This is a genomic window from Thioclava indica (genome assembly GCF_000714545.1).
In the GTDB taxonomy this organism is placed as follows: domain Bacteria; phylum Pseudomonadota; class Alphaproteobacteria; order Rhodobacterales; family Rhodobacteraceae; genus Thioclava; species Thioclava indica.
This window is the reverse complement of record NZ_AUNB01000002.1, coordinates 23,176-40,229: the sequence shown is the minus strand read 5'-3', so window position 1 is coordinate 40,229 and position 17,054 is coordinate 23,176. Positions and strand designations below refer to the sequence as shown.

The 17,054-nt window shown below is 60.0% G+C and carries 15 protein-coding genes and 1 tRNA gene; 12 read left to right on the top strand and 4 right to left on the bottom strand.

The window, feature by feature from the left end; genetic code table 11:
- The first annotated feature begins 31 nt into the window (after nt 1-31).
- Complete coding sequence (locus DT23_RS02440; protein ID WP_038127886.1) at nt 32-1,441, top strand: phosphomannomutase; 1,410 nt, start codon at nt 32-34, stop codon at nt 1,439-1,441.
- A 31-nt stretch (nt 1,442-1,472) separates the two neighbouring features.
- Here DT23_RS02440 and DT23_RS02435 read toward each other — a convergent pair whose 3' ends face one another.
- Together DT23_RS02435 and DT23_RS02430 are read right to left on the bottom strand one after the other, a co-directional pair.
- Nucleotides 1,473-3,278 carry a hypothetical protein gene (locus DT23_RS02435; RefSeq protein ID WP_051696992.1) on the bottom strand — a complete coding sequence of 602 codons (1,806 nt, stop codon included), beginning with the start codon at nt 3,276-3,278 and terminating at the stop codon, nt 1,473-1,475.
- 12 nt (nt 3,279-3,290) lie between these two features.
- A complete protein-coding gene (locus DT23_RS02430; RefSeq protein ID WP_156023824.1) occupies nt 3,291-4,412 on the bottom strand; it encodes a hypothetical protein in 1,122 nt (373 codons plus the stop codon).
- Between the two features lie 381 nt (nt 4,413-4,793).
- On the opposite strand from DT23_RS02430, the gene DT23_RS02425 reads away from it, so the two are divergent.
- The 4 genes from DT23_RS02425 to DT23_RS02410 all read left to right on the top strand — a co-directional run bounded on the left by DT23_RS02425 (nt 4,794) and on the right by DT23_RS02410 (nt 8,223).
- Nucleotides 4,794-6,113 (top strand): UDP-glucose dehydrogenase family protein, encoded by a 1,320-nt coding sequence (locus DT23_RS02425; protein WP_038127882.1) that lies wholly within the window; start codon nt 4,794-4,796, stop codon nt 6,111-6,113.
- A 145-nt stretch (nt 6,114-6,258) separates the two neighbouring features.
- Nucleotides 6,259-7,584 carry a DUF2793 domain-containing protein gene (locus tag DT23_RS02420; RefSeq protein ID WP_051696991.1) on the top strand — a complete coding sequence of 442 codons (1,326 nt, stop codon included), beginning with the start codon at nt 6,259-6,261 and terminating at the stop codon, nt 7,582-7,584.
- A 10-nt stretch (nt 7,585-7,594) separates the two neighbouring features.
- Complete coding sequence (locus DT23_RS02415) at nt 7,595-7,909, top strand: hypothetical protein (RefSeq protein WP_038127879.1); 315 nt, start codon at nt 7,595-7,597, stop codon at nt 7,907-7,909.
- On the top strand, nt 7,906-8,223 hold the full coding sequence (locus tag DT23_RS02410; protein ID WP_038127877.1) for a hypothetical protein: 318 nt from the start codon (nt 7,906-7,908) through the stop codon (nt 8,221-8,223). The genes DT23_RS02415 and DT23_RS02410 overlap by 4 nt, the downstream gene beginning before the upstream one ends.
- Before the next feature lie 440 nt (nt 8,224-8,663).
- Here DT23_RS02410 and DT23_RS02405 read toward each other — a convergent pair.
- Nucleotides 8,664-8,739, bottom strand: a tRNA-Lys gene (locus tag DT23_RS02405).
- A 106-nt stretch (nt 8,740-8,845) separates the two neighbouring features.
- On the opposite strand from DT23_RS02405, the gene dapF reads away from it, so the two are divergent.
- The 7 genes from dapF to DT23_RS02370 all read left to right on the top strand — a co-directional run bounded on the left by dapF (nt 8,846) and on the right by DT23_RS02370 (nt 15,750).
- Nucleotides 8,846-9,682, top strand: a complete 837-nt coding sequence (dapF, locus tag DT23_RS02400) for a diaminopimelate epimerase (protein WP_038128003.1) — start codon at nt 8,846-8,848, stop codon at nt 9,680-9,682.
- On the top strand, nt 9,679-10,980 hold the full coding sequence (gene mtaB, locus DT23_RS02395) for a tRNA (N(6)-L-threonylcarbamoyladenosine(37)-C(2))-methylthiotransferase MtaB (RefSeq protein ID WP_038127875.1): 1,302 nt from the start codon (nt 9,679-9,681) through the stop codon (nt 10,978-10,980). The genes dapF and mtaB overlap by 4 nt, the downstream gene beginning before the upstream one ends.
- A 105-nt stretch (nt 10,981-11,085) precedes the next feature.
- The gene (gene arfB, locus DT23_RS02390) at nt 11,086-11,508 is read left to right on the top strand and encodes an alternative ribosome rescue aminoacyl-tRNA hydrolase ArfB (RefSeq protein WP_038127873.1); all 423 of its coding nucleotides are present in this window, start codon (nt 11,086-11,088) and stop codon (nt 11,506-11,508) included.
- Entirely contained in the window at nt 11,498-12,763 is a 1,266-nt protein-coding gene (locus DT23_RS02385) for an aspartate aminotransferase family protein (RefSeq protein ID WP_038127870.1), read from the top strand. The genes arfB and DT23_RS02385 overlap by 11 nt, the downstream gene beginning before the upstream one ends.
- Nucleotides 12,760-13,737: a phosphotransferase enzyme family protein gene (locus DT23_RS02380; RefSeq protein WP_038127869.1), complete on the top strand. Its 978-nt coding sequence runs from the start codon at nt 12,760-12,762 to the stop codon at nt 13,735-13,737. Before DT23_RS02385 ends, DT23_RS02380 begins: the two co-directional genes overlap by 4 nt.
- Nucleotides 13,719-14,183, top strand: coding sequence for an NUDIX hydrolase (locus DT23_RS02375; RefSeq protein WP_240473525.1), 465 nt, complete (start codon nt 13,719-13,721; stop codon nt 14,181-14,183). Before DT23_RS02380 ends, DT23_RS02375 begins: the two co-directional genes overlap by 19 nt.
- Nucleotides 14,184-14,265: 82 nt before the next feature.
- Nucleotides 14,266-15,750, top strand: a complete 1,485-nt coding sequence (locus DT23_RS02370; RefSeq protein ID WP_038127867.1) for an inorganic phosphate transporter — start codon at nt 14,266-14,268, stop codon at nt 15,748-15,750.
- Here DT23_RS02370 and pncB read toward each other — a convergent pair.
- Entirely contained in the window at nt 15,747-17,054 is a 1,308-nt protein-coding gene (pncB, locus tag DT23_RS02365; RefSeq protein ID WP_038127865.1) for a nicotinate phosphoribosyltransferase, read from the bottom strand. The genes DT23_RS02370 and pncB overlap by 4 nt on opposite strands.

Below are 17,054 nucleotides of genomic sequence, written 5' to 3'. Positions count from 1 at the left end.
ACCAGATACGCAAAACTGAGTGGAAACGATGATGGCACCCAAATTTGGAACCAGCGGGCTGCGCGGCCTTGTGGTCGAGCTCACTCCCGATCTTGTCGCCGATTATTGTCGGGCGTTTGTTGCGGCCTGCCCAACGGGCGGCGCCGTGCATCTGGGGCGCGATCTGCGGCCATCTTCGCCAGCGATTGCCCAAGCTGTGCGCGCGGCTTTGCGCGACGAGGGCATAAGCGTGATTGATTGCGGGGCGCTGCCAACCCCGGCGCTGGCGCTGTCAGCGATGGCGCAAGGCGATGCCGCGATCATGGTGACGGGCAGCCACATTCCCGCTGATCGCAATGGGCTGAAGTTTTATGTGCCGTCAGGGGAGATTTCCAAGGCAGACGAGGTTGCGATCAACGGCCACCTTGGGCGCGCGTCGGCGCATGCGAGCAGTGGGTTCGCGCGCGAAGACAAGTCGGCAACGGAGGGCTATCTGGCGCGCTACATATCGGGCTTTGGCCGCGACGCGTTACGAGATATGCGTATCGGCGTCTATCAGCACAGCTCTGTCGCGCGCGATCTGATGGTTGCCGTCGTTGAGGGATTGGGCGGCGTCGCGATACCGTTGGGGCGCTCAGAGACCTTTATTCCGGTGGATACCGAGGCGCTTGATGAACAGACCCGCACCATGTTGGCGGGTTGGTGCGCAGTTCACGGCCTTGATGCGATCATTTCCACCGATGGCGATGCGGATCGCCCGATGGTGGCTGATGCGAACGGCCGCATTGTTGCGGGCGATGTGCTGGGGGCGCTTACCGCGCGCAGCCTTGGCGCGGATGTTATCTGCACACCGGTGTCTTCAAATAGCATGGTCTCTGAGATGAGTGAGTTTCGCGCCGTTCATCTGACGAAAATCGGCTCGCCCTTTGTGATTGACGCGATGGAGAAGGTGCGCGCCCAAAGCCCCGATGCCCGCGTCGTTGGATATGAGGCCAATGGCGGCTTTCTTCTGGGGTTTGAGGCAAAAGGTCCGGCGGGGCCGATTGCGCCGCTGATGACACGCGATTGCCTGCTGCCGATCCTTGCGCCGCTAGCGACCGCGCATGCAACCGGTCGCCCCTTGGCGTCCCTTGTCGCCAGCTTGCCGCAACGCTTTACCGCCGCGGATCGCGTTGCAGGGATTCCCAGCGAGACGTCGCGAGATTTCCTTGCAAAACTTATCCAAGACCCTGCGGCGCGGCAGTCATTCTTCGCCGTCCAAGCGCCCGAAAGCCAACTGGATTTAACCGATGGTCTGCGCGTGCGTTTCGAAGACGGGAGCATCGTGCATCTGCGCCCCTCTGGAAATGCGCCTGAGTTCCGGTGCTACGCAGAGGCCGATCTGGCCGACACAGCGCAAAAACTTGTCGCGCGTTACCTTAGCAAACTGCGCGAGACACTGGGCGCGTCCGAGGCTGAATAGCGCCGGAGATATGGCTGCGATCAGAGCCGGATCAACGGTGTTTTGGCGCATCTTGCCCGAACTTTTTCATCCAGAAGCTCCAAGAGGTGAGCGCGACATACCCCTTTTGCCATTGAGCTTTCAAATCGTGATAGCGTCGCGCCAATGCGATTTCGTTTTTGGTCATGCGCAGCCCTTGGCGCAAAGCGGCGCGCTTGGAGTGGCGGACGGTAAAACTTTGCGATCCGTCGGCACTGACATAGGTGATACGCGCAGCACCCCATATCTCGTGGAGGGCTCCGCGCTGACCGGATTTCAGCGTGACGTGATTTCCCCAAAAGCCGAAGAATGGCAGCAGATGGCCGTTCAATGAATACTTCATGAGCGCACGCCAGAACCGGTTGCTTCTGGGATCGAAGCGCCGTTTTGAGACGGGAGGATCGCCGATCAGTGGCCCCCACGCTTCGGTCTTGCGCAGCTTTGCGATAGTGGCGCGACGCTCGGTCATGTCGGCATTGGCGGCGAAAAACTCTGGCCCGCGTAAGACGTCTTCGAGGGCGAGGTTTAGGGCTTCGACGGACTCGTAATGGAGTTGCATCATGCTGCGCGCAAAGAACCAAGCGGGTATGCGAAGGGTGCGCTTTAAGCCGATATCCATCGTCGCCAAGGCGAGGTGATGGATCAGATGGCTGCGCAGGTCGAGATACAACGTCTGAAGCGATTCTTTGTCGGAAAAATCCGCATCTTGGAAGCAAATCACACCGGGAAGCGTGACCAGATTGAACCGGTTTGCGAGCGAAAAACTTACATCATCGCCGCGCACGAAAAACGGGAAAGGCTTGTGCGCCGCAGATGCAATCGGGAAGGCGAAGAACCACCAACCACCGTAGAAATTGTGTGGTTTTGGCAGTGTCGAACCGATTTCCATCGCCAGCACCTGCGGGAAATCCCGAAGATCCGTTCCAAGCCATTGCGGACGGCAACTGCTATCGAAGGTCGCGCCGCTTTCCCACAAAGCCCAGCGCGGATTGGCCATGGTCAGCGACCCGACAATTGCGGTGCTCTCGTCTTGCGCATAGGCGAGAAACGCCCAGACCCGTTCCATCGCGCCCATATGGACTGCAGCGTCATCGTCCATGAACAGGCAGTGTGTGGCACCGCGCAACTCGGCCTCATAAAGGCCGCGAGCAAAACCGCCCGAACCGCCAAGATTATCATTGTCGATGGGGGTGACATGCGCGGAAGGCTTGATGTTGGCGCTGCGCCCATTGTCGACCACCAAGAGATGAAACCGAGAGGCGCGCGCCGTTTTCGTCATGAAGCTCTCGAACCGGGCCACGCTGGCCTGCACCGCTGCCTCACGTTTGAAGGTTGTGATGGACAGCGTCAGGCTGGGATTGCGTAACGGTGGATCGTGAGTTTCCCAGACGGCATCACTCACATCGCCTTCGCCCAAGGATTTCAGGACGAAATGGACCACTCCTAACTGGCCGGGCAGCAGGAAGGGCGAAAGATCTATCTGGAAAGGGTGATCTTTTGCCAAATTAACAATGTCTTTAGCAATGCAGCGCGACGGGTGTTCCGAGTCGGACTGAAAGACCGTTAACTCGAACGGGCCTTGTCCTTCGACCCTAAGCCCCAGCGTTTTCAAGCCACATTCGCGACGCCATTTGCCGAGGTTGAAAAGATTGGCGGCGGTGCCGAAATCGGCCACGCCATCGGGGCCGAACGTCAGGTTTTGCGCGGCGCCGCAAAACCTGACGGGCCCTTGTAGCTTTGCGTATAGATCCTGTTCCGTTGACACGCCCAGCTCTGGCCATAGAAGCGCTTGCAATGGGAAGATGGGGCTATCTAGCATTGTCGGGCAACCCTACGGTCTGAACGTGCTGCATAATCCGGCAATAAACTCGCCAACTTCAGCGTGCTCCATGTGAGTGAAAAGATCGGGCGAGATCTGATCAAGCAATTGCCGCAAGGCCTCGCGCTCGGGGATCGGACGACAACGGCTCATTTCATCGAGATCCGTGAAAAACGCCTGTCGCCCGGACATTTCAGAGAGCCAGTCATGGATCGGAAGGAAGCTCTTTAACAGTCGATCCCGAGAGCGTTGGCCGAGGAGTTCGACCTCACTCGATCCGGCAAGAGAATACCTCTCGGTGAGAGAGGGAAGCACCTGCGCCAATTCCCGCGCGGCGGGGCGCGACAAGGTCAGATTGGCTTCGCGCATCAATGTGAGAACAGCGGGTTTGAGGCTAACGTTCATCCGGGGAACGGGTCGCAGCTGTTTGGGGAATTGAATGCCCGCATGTTTGAGGAAATCTTTGACTGACCCGCCTTCTGCCAAGGTTTCCGCATAGGGCCGCAGCACGATTTTCGCCTCGGGAATTTCATCAAGCCAAGGCTCTAGCACACCGCGATAGTCGAAATGGAGCCAATTTAGATTTAACCCATTTTCAGAATCGCTAAGCGGTGCGGGTGCCTGTCCAAAGCGGATTTGCTGACCATGCCAGGACACCAATTGCTCGTCGGGGCGGCGCAAGGTGCACCAGATGGTTATTTCATCCGCACCTACGAGGCCGATCCCACGCAAACGCGAGATTTGCCCCTTCGCCACCTTGCCGAACTGGGACATGACCTCGGAGCAAAGCACGACATGATCCGGGCGGATTGCCTCTATCTGATTGTTCAACGCAAGCAGCATCTGACGCGAATGCGGTAGGTCCGTGTGATAGGGCGGCACCTTCCAGCTTTCGACGGAATCCGCCAGCATCCGGAATGCCAAGGCGTTATGCGCCTCGCGAATATTGATCGGTAGCACCTCGGGTGGATCAAGCCGACCGGCGGCGCTCGCGACCGCGAAAGCAGCACCTTGAGATTCAACCCACGGATATAAAATGCCAGCCTTGAGCAAGCTTGGGGAATTGCATGACAGAAAGGCCTGTAGAGACGTTGTTCCGGTTTTATGATGCCCGATGTGGCAAATGGCTCTCATGGGGTCGGTGTCCTGTTTTGTCTCGCCACGATCAGCGGCGTCCCAATGGTGGCCCAGAAAGCCATAGAGCCTGCCTCATTTGTTCATACCGCTCGCCTTTTACGGGATCAATAGAATACGCATTACTACTATAGGGATGGGTGACGCAACCAGACCCAGAGTCCGTCTGGACGATACGTGGAAAGCTGCCGCACGCAACAAGAGCGATACCGAGGACACGCCTAGGCTACAGGATTGACTGTCGTCGCGTCGCCACTGTGCGTCGCCAGCCCCGCGCGGATGCTCTAGAAGAATGGACATCGTATAAACGGCGGTTATAAAACAGCCGTCCGGTTCGAAAACGCACCAGCGTTTCGCCAGTTTGAAAGACGAGGGATTGTTATGCGGATTGTTGTCATTGGAACCGGCTATGTCGGGCTTGTCTCTGGCGTGTGTTTCTCGGATTTCGGGCATGATGTGGTGTGTGTCGACAAAGACGCACGCAAGATCGACATGCTGAACAGTGGCAAGGTGCCGATCTTTGAGCCCGGCCTCGATCAGTTGATGATGCGCAACGTGGAGGCGGGACGTTTGCGATTCACGTTGGATCTGACTGAAGCGATGGAAGGCGCCGAGGCGGTGTTTATCGCTGTGGGCACTCCGACGCGTCGAGGCGATGGCCATGCGGATCTGACTTATGTGATGGCGGCGGCGCAAGAGGTGGCGAAGGCGGCCAAGGATTACATCGTTGTCGTGACGAAATCGACTGTGCCGGTTGGAACAAACCGCAAGGTGCGTGAGGTAATGACCCAGACCACCCCCGAGCTGGATTTCGACGTCGCCTCAAACCCTGAATTCCTGCGCGAAGGCGCGGCGATTGATGATTTTATGAAGCCGGACCGCGTTGTTGTTGGCGTCGAGACCGAGCGCGCCGCGAAGGTGATGGCGGATATCTATCGCCCGCTTTATTTGCGTGAATTCCCGATTGTCGTGACGGATCTGGAATCGGCTGAGATGATCAAATACGCCGCAAACGCATTTCTCGCGACAAAGATCACCTTCATCAACGAGATTGCCGCGCTATGCGAAAAAGTCGGCGCGGATGTGAAGCAGGTCGCCAAGGGGATGGGTTTGGACAACCGGATTGGCAAGAATTTCCTGCATGCCGGGCCGGGCTATGGCGGCTCGTGTTTCCCTAAAGATACCAAGGCACTGGCGCGGATCGGTCAGGAAAACGCCTCGCCGATGATGATTACCGAGGCGGTGATCGCGATCAACGAGCAGGTCAAACGCCGGATGGTCGATAAGCTGCTGGATCTGTGTGACGGCTCGTTCAATGGCAAAACGATTGCGATCATGGGCGTGACGTTCAAGCCCAACACCGACGATATGCGCGATGCGCCAAGCTTGACCGTGGTGCCTGCGCTGCTGGGCGGCGGCGCCAAGGTGCGCGTTGTTGATCCGCAGGGACGCCATGAAGGCGAGCATCTTTTGCCCGGCGTCGAGTGGCTTGATGATCCTTATGCGGCCAGCGAACACAGTGATCTGATCGTAATCCTGACAGAATGGAACGAGTTCCGCGCGCTTGACCTGACCCGTATCGCGGGCGGGATGAAAACGCCGCGCATGGCAGATTTGCGCAACGTTTACAGTGCGGAGGACGCGCGCAATGCGGGGTTCGAGGGGTATAGCTCCATCGGGCGGCCTGATATGGCGCGCTAGGTTTGCGTGCTTGGCAGCAAGACGCAGGGAGATCTTGCGGTATTGATTAAGGAACTATGACCGAGACGGGCGGACGCCCCAGAATTTGTTGATAAATTTGCCTCATAAAGTGCTGAATTGTTAACAGTGCAAGAGGCCAACTCTCATGTCGGACAGTTCCGTACGTCTCGATCTGCCTTATATGCTGCCTAGTCAGGCGCAGAAACACGTCACCTATAACGAGGCGCTTCGGCGGCTCGATGTTTTGACCCAATTGGTGCTGGTGGCGCGGGGGGCGACGATCCCGCCAGCCGTGCCCGAGGCCGGGCCGGTTCATGCCTTGGCTGCCGTGCCGCAGGGTGATTGGGCGGGAAAAGGCGGGATGCTGGCGCAATGGACCGGCTTTGAGTGGCTTTTCATTGCACCCCAAGAGGGCTGGTATGCTTGGGATTTGAACACCGCGATTCAGTGTATCTTCGTGGACGGAGAATGGCAGGAAATTGCCACGACGCTGCAAAGCCTGGATGGGCTGGGGATTGGCACCGATTGGGATGCGACCAACCGGCTTGCGGTGGCATCCGAGGCATCGCTGTTTACCCATGCCGGGGCAGGCCATCAGCTCAAGCTTAACAAGGCGAGCGACACCGACACGGCCTCGCTTTTGTATCAAAGCGACTGGGCGGGCCATGCAGAGATGGGCCTGTCGGGCGATAACGACTTTCACATCAAGGTATCCGACGATGGAAGCGCTTGGACCGAGGCATTGCGGGTCGACGCACAGAACGGTCAGCTTAGCGGGGCTGCAGTGCAGAGCGACGCAGCCGATGCGACGGTAGGGCGGCTGATGACCGTAGGCGCCTTTGGATTGGGCCAGACGGACGTTGGGTATAGTCCGGAAATTACAGATATTGATGCACTCGATACGCCAGCCGGTCGTTGGAATTTCTCTCCGTCGAGCGTCAATGTAGCCTCCCTTCCCTTCGCGGCGACCTATGGCCAAGTCGATGTCCAGCAGTTTGGCAATGGCACGCTGCAACAAATCGTCTGGAAAACGAGTGGCGCAGATGGGCGATGGCATCGAACTTGCACCGCGGGCACGTGGGGCGCATGGGCGCAGATTTACGATCAATCAAATGTCGTCGGCACGGTGGCTCAATCAAGCGGCATCCCGACGGGCGCCGTGCTTGAACGGGGATCAAACGCGAACGGAAAATATGTTCGCTTTGCCGATGGCACTCAAATTTGCACCGCCACGATTGACCATGATTTTGGGCCAGGACTGAACGTGACGTATCCAATGCCCGCAATTTTCGCGTTACCTCCGTTCGGCTCTGCGTCCATTCGAGAGTTCAGCTCAGCTGCCGCAACAGCATGGTATGGCGGGAAAACAAACGCTTACGGGAGAAACGTGGACTCCTGGAATGTTCGCAACCCCATTCCGCAAAGCGGAACCTTTTCGCTAGATTTATATGCAATTGGCCGCTGGTATTAAGGAGATCGCCATGAAACTCGCTTTATCCCCCCGCCGCGCGGACACGCCTTTGACACTGTCCTGCGCAGGCGAAACGCTGATGTTCAACGGCGAAACGCTTGATCTATCGGCCATTCCCGACGGCGCAAGCCTGCCTGCTGAGGCAGTGGCGTCTGACTGGATCGTCGGGCCGATCAGCCGCAATGATGGCGAGTTGAGCTTGACCATTGCGCTGCCATGCGGGGCGAATGCGCCCGATGAAACCCGCTTTCCGCAGCCGATCACCGTCATCCAAGACGGGCCGATCATGCTGCCACCTTATCAGCTTGAGGAGATCACCGCATGAGCATTGAAATGGATATGAGCAAGCTGGTGACGGCTGACGCAAAGGCGACCGAAGCTAAGGCGATGCGCGCACGTGCGATCAAGGACGCCTGCGCGACACGTATCGCGGCAATTCTCGATGCAAACACGATGGCCAACATTCAAAGCGCCGCAATCATCGGCGCACTGACCACCGAGCAGATGGAAACCTTCCGTAGTGCGCAACAGTGGATTTCAGCCATGTTGAGCACGGCACGACATGCGATTTCTGAGGAGATCGCGCCAGACTGGCCCATGATCCCCGAGGGTTTGCATGACCTCGTGGCCGAGTTTTAGGGTCAGGGTTTCGGGTCTGTAGGATGGGTTCAACCGTGAACCCTCCTATAGTGAAGGCTTACCCATCAACGATGCTTCCTTATTCGCCGTTGCAAGGGGTGTTTGCAGCCTCAATCAGATCATCGGGTGAAAGGCCAAGCCGCAAGTAAAACCGATATCCGCTCTCCTCTGACGTTGAATGCACTGTCAAACGGGAGCTCCATAATCGTAAGCTCAAGGCGAATGACGCGGCAAATACATCTCTGAAACCATAGAACTTTACGGCGATTGCCAAGAGTTACTGCCAGAGACGAATCGTTCGTCCCCAAGCGCTACCCCGCACTGCAAACCGCGACGCTAGAATTGGCGCACATTTGCTTCTGTATTGCTTTCGGGAACGGCGGGCGCGGTTGGCGTCGATAGCCAGACATCGCGCAACCCTTGGAAAACAAGGGGTGTGATGGTGAGCCGTGTTGGGTTCGAACCAACGACCTACTGATTAAAAGTCAGTTGCTCTACCAACTGAGCTAACGGCCCATCACAGGGCGTTTCTCTATAAACCCCGGCCATGGGGGTCAAGGCCAAAAACTCGCAAAAATTGCATGTCTGGAAAAAACCTTGGCGCGGGCGTATATCGCGCGCCATGAACAACACGCAAAACACCGCTGATCTGCCTTTCATGAAAATGCACGGGCTTGGCAATGACTTCGTCGTGATCGACGCCCGCGAGGGGGCCGATCCGGTCACGCCTGCGCTGGCGCGCGCCTTGGGGGATCGTCATCGCGGTGTGGGATTTGACCAGCTGGCGGTGATCCGCCCCGGGCAAGGCACGGATTTTACGCTGGATTTCTGGAACTCGGACGGGTCCCGCGCGGGTGCGTGTGGCAATGCCACCCGCTGCGTCAGTGATTACATGATGCGCCAGCTGGGGCGCGATCAGGTCACGCTGACGACAGAACGGGGCCAGCTTGCGGCGCTGCGACGTACGGATGGGCTGGTCTCGGTGAATATGGGCGCGCCGATTCTTGAGGCGACGCTGATTCCCCTCGCGGCCTCGGCCGATCCGGCGCATCTGCCGCTTGACGGAGATCCGATCGCGGTGGGCATGGGCAATCCGCATTGCATTTTCTTCGTCGCGGATGCCGAGACGGTCGATGTTGCCGGCCTTGGCCCCGTAATTGAACACGACCCGATGTTCCCCGAGCGCACCAATGTCGAATTTGCCGCGCTGATTGGCCCCGACCACCTGCGCATGCGCGTCTGGGAGCGCGGCGCGGGAATCACCCTAGCCTGCGGATCAGGCACCTGCGCCACCGCCGTCGCCGCGAACCTGCGCGGGCTGACGGGCAAGCACGTTTTGGTCGATGTCGATGGTGGACAATTGGAAATCGACTGGCGCGAGGATGGCGTCTGGATGACCGGACCGGTCGCGCATGTCTTTGACGCGACCCTCACCCCCGACTTTCTGGCCACGCTATGAAGCCGCCGGTTTTCTCGACGCTCGGCTGTCGGCTCAACGCCTATGAGACCGAGGCGATGAAAGAGCTGGCCGCGCAGGCGGGCCTTGAAGGCGCGGTCGTGGTTAACACCTGCGCCGTCACCGCCGAGGCGGTGCGCAAAGCAAAACAGGAAATCCGTCGGCTGGCGCGGGAAAACCCCGATGTGCCGGTGATTGTGACGGGCTGCGCCGCGCAGACTGAACCCGAAACCTTCGCCGCTATGGCCGAAGTCACGCGCGTCATCGGCAATCACGAGAAGATGCAGGCCGACACCTGGGCTCAGCTGGCCCCGAGAGGCCCCGATTTCATCGGCGAGACCGAGCGCGTGATGGTTGATGACATCATGTCCGTGCGCGAAACCGCAGGCCATCTGATCGACGGGTTTGGCCGCCATCGCGCCTATGTTCAGGTGCAAAACGGCTGCGATCACCGCTGCACGTTTTGTATCATCCCCTTTGGGCGGGGCAATTCGCGCTCGGTGCCTGCGGGTGTCGTGGTCGAGCAGATCAAGCGCCTCGTGGATCGCGGCTTTAACGAGGTGGTGCTGACCGGGGTCGATCTGACCTCTTGGGGCGCCGACCTGCCGGGCGAGCCGCGCTTGGGCGATCTGGTCATGCGCATCCTGCGGCTGGTGCCCGACCTGGCGCGGCTGCGGATCAGCTCGATTGATTCGATTGAGGCCGATGAAAACCTGATGTTGGCCATCGCCACCGAGCCCCGGCTGATGCCGCATCTGCACCTATCCTTGCAACATGGCGATGATATGATTCTCAAGCGGATGAAACGCCGCCACCTGCGCGACGATGCGATTGCCTTTTGCGAAGAGGCTCGCAAACTACGCCCCGGCATCGTGTTCGGCGCCGATATCATCGCAGGCTTCCCGACCGAGGATGAGGCGATGTTTCAGAACTCGCTGAAGCTGGTGGATGACTGCGGGCTGACCTTCCTGCATGTCTTTCCCTATTCCGCCCGCCAAGGCACCCCAGCCGCGCGGATGCCCGCCGTCAAAGGCCCTGCGATCAAAGAGCGTGCGGCGCGCCTGCGTGCCAAAGGTCAGGCCGCGCTAACGACCCATCTGGACGCGCAAATCGGGCGCGAGCATGTCGTGCTGACCGAAGGCCCGCGCATGGCCCGCACCGAAGACTTCGCCGAGGTGGCTTTCGGCAGTGATCAGGCAGAGGGCACATTGATGCGCGTGCGGATCTCCGGGCATGACGGTACGCGTTTGCAAGCCGAGGAAGGTGCGCTGCCCCCATCGCCGGAGGGCGATAAATTGTAGTCAAGCAGGGGGCGCTGCCCCCGCGCTAGCGCGCCCCCCGGGATATTTCGATCAAGAGGAAGCCCAAGGGGTTTCGTTTTCCCCGCCACGCGCTAGCTTGGCGTCATGTTGCGTATAAACGATCAAATCACCATCGAAGACTGGGAACTCGTCGAGAGCTTCACCCGCGCCCAAGGGCCGGGTGGTCAGAATGTGAATAAGGTCTCGACTGCTGTCGAATTGCGATTCGAAGCCGAGCGGTCGCCTAATCTTCCACCTGCCGTGAAGGCCCGTTTGAAACGACAGGCCGGGCGCAAATGGACGCTGGAGGGCGCGCTGCTGTTGCAGGTGCAAGACACGCGGTCTCAGGCGCGCAACCGCGAGATCGCGCGTGAGCGGCTGGCCGAGATGATCCGTAAGGCTTGCGAGCGCCCCAAACGCCGGATCGCGACCAAACCGACGAAGGGCAGCCAACGTCGTCGGCTCAAGGCAAAGACGATCCGTGGCGAGGTCAAGGCGATGCGCGGAAAGGTTGACGATGGAGAATGAGTTGATGGCGCGGCGCGCGCGCCTTCTTGGCCCCAACGTGCCGACCTTCTACGAGCAACCGGTGCATATCACGCGCGGCGCGGGTGCATATCTGTGGGACGCGCAGGACCAGCGCTATCTCGACGCTTATAACAACGTCGCTCATGTCGGGCATTGCCACCCGCGCGTGGTGCGTGCGATTGCCGATCAGGCCGCGACGCTCAACACCCACACGCGCTACCTGCATGAGGGGATTCTCGATTACGGCGAGGCGCTCGTGGCGCGGCTTGACCACGGGCTCAACCAACTGCTGATGACCTGCACCGGGTCCGAGGCCAATGACGTGGCCCTGCGCATGGCTCAGGCGGTGACGGGCAAGCGTGGTTTCATCGCCACCGACAACACCTATCACGGCAACACCACGGCGGTCGCGCATCTCTCCACCCGACGCCCACCAATCGGAGGCTGGCCCGATCATATCCGCCGCGTGCCTGCGCCTGACAGCCTTGCGCCGCTAGGTGGCTCGCTGGACGCACAACCGCGAGCCTTCGCCGCAAATGTCGCGCAAGCCATCGCTGAACTAGAGACCTCGGGGCATGGATTCGCGGGGTTCATGCTCTGTCCGATCTTCGCCAATGAAGGGATGCCCGGCGTCACCCCCGGTTTCCTCAATCCGACCGTCGAAATCATCCGGCAAGCCGGCGGCTTGATCATCGCGGATGAGGTGCAGCCCGGTTTCGGACGTATCGGCAGTCATTTCTGGGGCCATGACTGGCTGGGCTTCGCCCCCGATGTGGTCACTTTGGGCAAGCCGATGGGCAACGGGCATCCGGTGGCTGGCGTGGTCGCGCGCGCCGATGTGATGGCCGCCTTTCGCGAGGCGTTCGGTTATTTCAACACCTTCGGCGGCAATCCGGTGTCATGTGCTGCGGCAATGGCGGTGTTGCAGGTGATCGACGACGAAGAGCTTCAACAAAACGCCGCCGAGATCGGGGCCTATCTGTTGCAGGGGCTGCGCAGCATCGAACATCCGTTGATCGCCGACACGCGGGGCCTTGGCCTGTTCGCCGCGATTGAACTGGCGCGCGACGGGCAACCTGCCAGCGCTGAGGCCGGGCAAATCGTCGAGGCGATGCGCAACCGTCATGTTCTGATGGGGCGTGTGGGGCGCGCCCAGCACATCCTGAAAATCCGCCCGCCACTGGTTTTTTCGCGCCAAGAGGTCGACTTCCTGATCGACCAACTCCGCGCCAGTTTCGCCGAGATCCCCGCATGATGCCTGAACGCAAAGCGATGGCGATGGCGCAAACCGCGCTGTTTGCTTGGGGGCAAACCGCCTCCCCGCCGCGCCTTGTGAATATCCGTGAAAATATCGTCTTTGAGGCGCACCTAAAAGATGGCCGCCACGTCGCGCTGCGCCTGCATCGCCCCGGCTATCAGGGCCGTGCAGGCATCGAAACCGAGCTGCGCTGGTGCGAGGCGCTTAGTGCGCAAGGGTTGGCCGTGCCGCGCCCGGTGCGCGCCGTCAACGGGCGTTTGACGGGGGGCGCGGGCGATCGCGTGGCATCCTGTGTGGAATGGCTCGACGGGGTGCCGATTGGCGCGGGCGATCAACCGCTTGGGCCGGATGCGGCACAGGTTAACGCCCAAGCCGAAGCCTTGGGCGCGCTGATCGCCCAGCTCCACAACGCGAGCGACGCAGCGCCACCGACGAATTTCACCCGCCACGCTTGGGATGCTGACGGCCTGCTTGGCGAGCAACCGCAATGGGGTCGGTTTTGGGAGCATCCCGCGCTGACCGCTGCGCAGGCCGCGCTACTGCAAGACGCGCGCCAATTCGCGCAAACCCAAATCACCGCAGCGCAAGATTTCGGCCCGATCCATGCCGATATCCTGCGCGAAAACGTGCTGGCCACACCGTTAGGGCTGGCGCTGATTGATTTCGACGATTGCGGGCCGGGCTATCGGCTTTACGATTTGGCAACCGCGCTTGTGCAAGGCTGGCGTGACCCGCTTTGGGGCGCACAAGCAGCGGGACTACTGTCAGGATACCGCGCCCAGCGCGCGCTTTCCGAAGATCAGGCCAACTTGCTGCCGCTTTTTGTGGCATTGCGCGGTTTTGCGTCATGTGGCTGGATCGTGAGCCGCGCAGCAGGTGACGACCCCCGACAAATCGCCTATATAGAGCGTGCATGCGATTTCGCACAACATATGCTTGATGGACCCCCTCCGTGGCAGCCCAAACGCTGAAACTGGCCAAACGCGTGGCCAAAGACCTGTTGGGACGCCGCCCCGCCTCGTTGCAGGTGGCGGCGCTTTGCACACGTTTGCGCGATGGCAAGGTGCAGGTGCTGCTGATCACCTCGCGCGATTCCGGGCGGTGGGTGGTTCCCAAGGGCTGGCCGATGCGGGGTCGCTCGCTGTCGGGCGCGGCACGGCAAGAGGCTTGGGAAGAGGCTGGCGTGAAGGGGCGCATTTCGTCTGATCCGCTGGGCAGCTTTCACTATGACAAACGTCTTGAAGGCGGTCTGGCCGTGCCCACCGATGTCTTGGTCTACCACCTTAAAATCGAGAAAATGTCCAAGAGCTACCCCGAAGATCACCAGCGCAAACGGCGGTGGTTTTCGCCCAATCAGGCCGCCAAACGTGTCAGTGAGGACGGCTTGAAGGACATTCTGCACGGGCTGATCCGCTAAACGCGGGCTTTCCCTTGTCTGAATCGGTCGAAACCGATAGGTCCGGCGCTGGATATGACCCCAGCATGACAGGTATCTGACCGTGAGCGACGAAGACAACAAGCCGCCCGTCAATCAGTGGAAAACGCTGGATAAGGATCTCAAACGGATCGGTCGGCTTGAGGCAGGCGCGCATACCGTTTCGCGCGGCTTGATCGCACCGGGCGTGGCGCTGGCCTTTATCGTGCTCGCAGGGCTGGCAGCGGCGCTGCTGATGGGCGGGCAACCGGGGCATCTTGTGGTCGTCGCAGCAGCGGTGATCGGGGCCTATATGGCGCTCAATATCGGGGCCAATGACGTGGCCAACAATATGGGGCCTGCTGTGGGTTCCAAGGCGATGACGCTGGGGCTGGCGCTTGTACTGGCGGCGGTATTTGAAAGCCTCGGCGCGCTGGTCGCAGGCGGCGATGTCGTTAACACCGTCGCCAAGGGCATCATCGCGCCAAACGCGCTGCCGGATTCCGCGCATTTCGTCTGGGCCATGATGGCCGCACTTTTGGCTGCGGCGCTGTGGCTCAACCTTGCGACATGGCTGGGTGCGCCCGTTTCAACCACCCATTCCATCGTTGGCGGCGTTGTTGGCGCCGGCATCGTGGCGGCAGGCTTTGGCGCGGTTGACTGGGGCACGATGGGCATGATCGCGGCGAGTTGGGTGATCTCTCCGGTGATGGGCGGGATCATCGCAGCGCTTTTCCTCGCGATCATCAAAACTAAGGTCGTCTATGTCGATGACAAGATCGCCGCGGCGCGCAAATGGGTGCCGATCCTGATCGGGATCATGGCAGGCGCATTCGCTGCCTATCTTGGGCTCAAGGGGCTGAAACATCTGTTCGATATCAGCCTGCTGCAAGCGGTGCTGATCGGCATCGCAGCAGGTATCGCCTGTTGGCTCGTCACGATCCCGCTGATCCGCCGCCAATCCGAAGGCATGGAGAATCGCAAGAAATCCCTGAAATCGCTGTTTTCACTGCCGCTCATCGTCTCGGCGGCGCTGCTGAGCTTTGCGCATGGTGCCAATGATGTCGCCAATGCGGTCGGTCCGCTCGCCGCCATCGTGCACACCATTGAGCAAGGCGATGTCGCCTCGCAGGTCGGCATCCCGTTCTGGGTGATGGCCGTAGGCGCGTTGGGGATTTCGTTCGGGCTGTTGCTTTTCGGGCCGAAACTGATCCGGCTGGTGGGCAATGAAATCACCAAGCTCAACCCGATGCGCGCCTATTGCGTCGCCCTGTCCGCCGCGATCACGGTGATCGTCGCCTCATGGCTGGGCCTTCCCGTCAGTTCGACCCATATCGCGGTCGGCGGCATCTTTGGCGTGGGCTTTTATCGCGAATGGCATTCCGAAAAACGCGCCCGCGAGCTTGGCATCCGCAAGGGTAAGCCGGTGCCGGTTGAGGAACGCAAACGCCGCCTTCTGGTGCGCCGCTCGCATATGCTGACAGTGGCCGCCGCATGGATCATCACCGTGCCAGTGAGCGCCGGGCTTTCGGCCCTGATCTATGTCGTGCTGGACTGGCTGACCGCCTAAACGATCACACCTATCGCCTCTTGCGCGCCGACCCCGAACACACGCTTGTAGCGTGCGATCTCATCGGGCGGGCCCATCGCCTTTTCGGGATTGTCCGACAGCTTGACCGTCGGGCGCCCATTGGCCGAAACTGCCTTGCATACAAGACTAAACGGCGCCAATTCATCACCCGGCACCAGCCCGCGGAAATCATTGGTCAGCAACGTGCCCCACCCAAAGCTGACCTTCACGCGACCCGAGAACTGCGCGTGCAATTCGCGGATCTTGTCGACGTTCAACCCGTCCGAGAAAATCACCAACTTGTCGCGTGGATCTTCGCCGCGCGCCTTCCACCACTCAATCGCCACCTCGGCCGCCGTCGCCGGATCGCCCGAATCAATCCGAATCCCCGTCCATCCGGCCAACCAATCCGGCGCGTGATCAAGGAACCCCTGAGTGCCATAGGTATCGGGCAAAATGATGCGCAGATTGCCCTCGTGTTCCTCATGCCAATCGGCCAGCACCTTGTAAGGCGACAGCGCCAACTCGGCGTCATCCTCGGCCAGTGCGGCGTAGATCATCGGCAACTCATGCGCGTTGGTGCCCACCGCCTCAATATCGCGCCGCATCGCGATCAGGCAGTTAGACGTGCCGGTAAACGCGCCCCCCTTGCCGCTATCGCCCAAGCCCTCCAGCATCGCGCGCACGCACCAATCCTGCCACAGAAACGAGTGCCGCCTGCGCGTGCCAAAATCCGCAATCTTGAGACCGGGCAACTCGCGCAACGCCTCGATCTTTTCCCAAACCTTCGTCATCGCGCGTGCGTAAAGCACCTGCAATTCAAACCGCCCCATCCGGTCCAGCACGGCGCGCCCGCGCAGCTCCATCAGGATCGCCAGCGCGGGAATTTCCCACAGCATGACCTCGTGCCATTTGCCCTCAAAGGTCAGCTCATACTGGCCGTCGCGCTTTTCCAGATGGTAGGGCGGCAGTTGAAAGTTCTCGAACCACTCCATGAAATCGGGCCGAAACATCTGCCGCTTGCCGTAAAACGTGTTCCCGCGCAGCCATGTGCTTTCGCCCCGTGCCAGCGTCAGCGAGCGCACATAATCCAACTGCTCGCGCAGCTCACCCTCATCGACCAGCTCGGCAAGACGCACCGACTTCGTGCGGTTGATCAGCGAGAACGTGACCTGCGTATCGGGATGATTTCGGAAAATCGACTGACACATCAACAGCTTGTAGAAATCCGTATCGATCAGCGAGCGCACGATCGGGTCGATTTTCCATTTGTGATTATAAACGCGGGTGGCGATATCGACCAT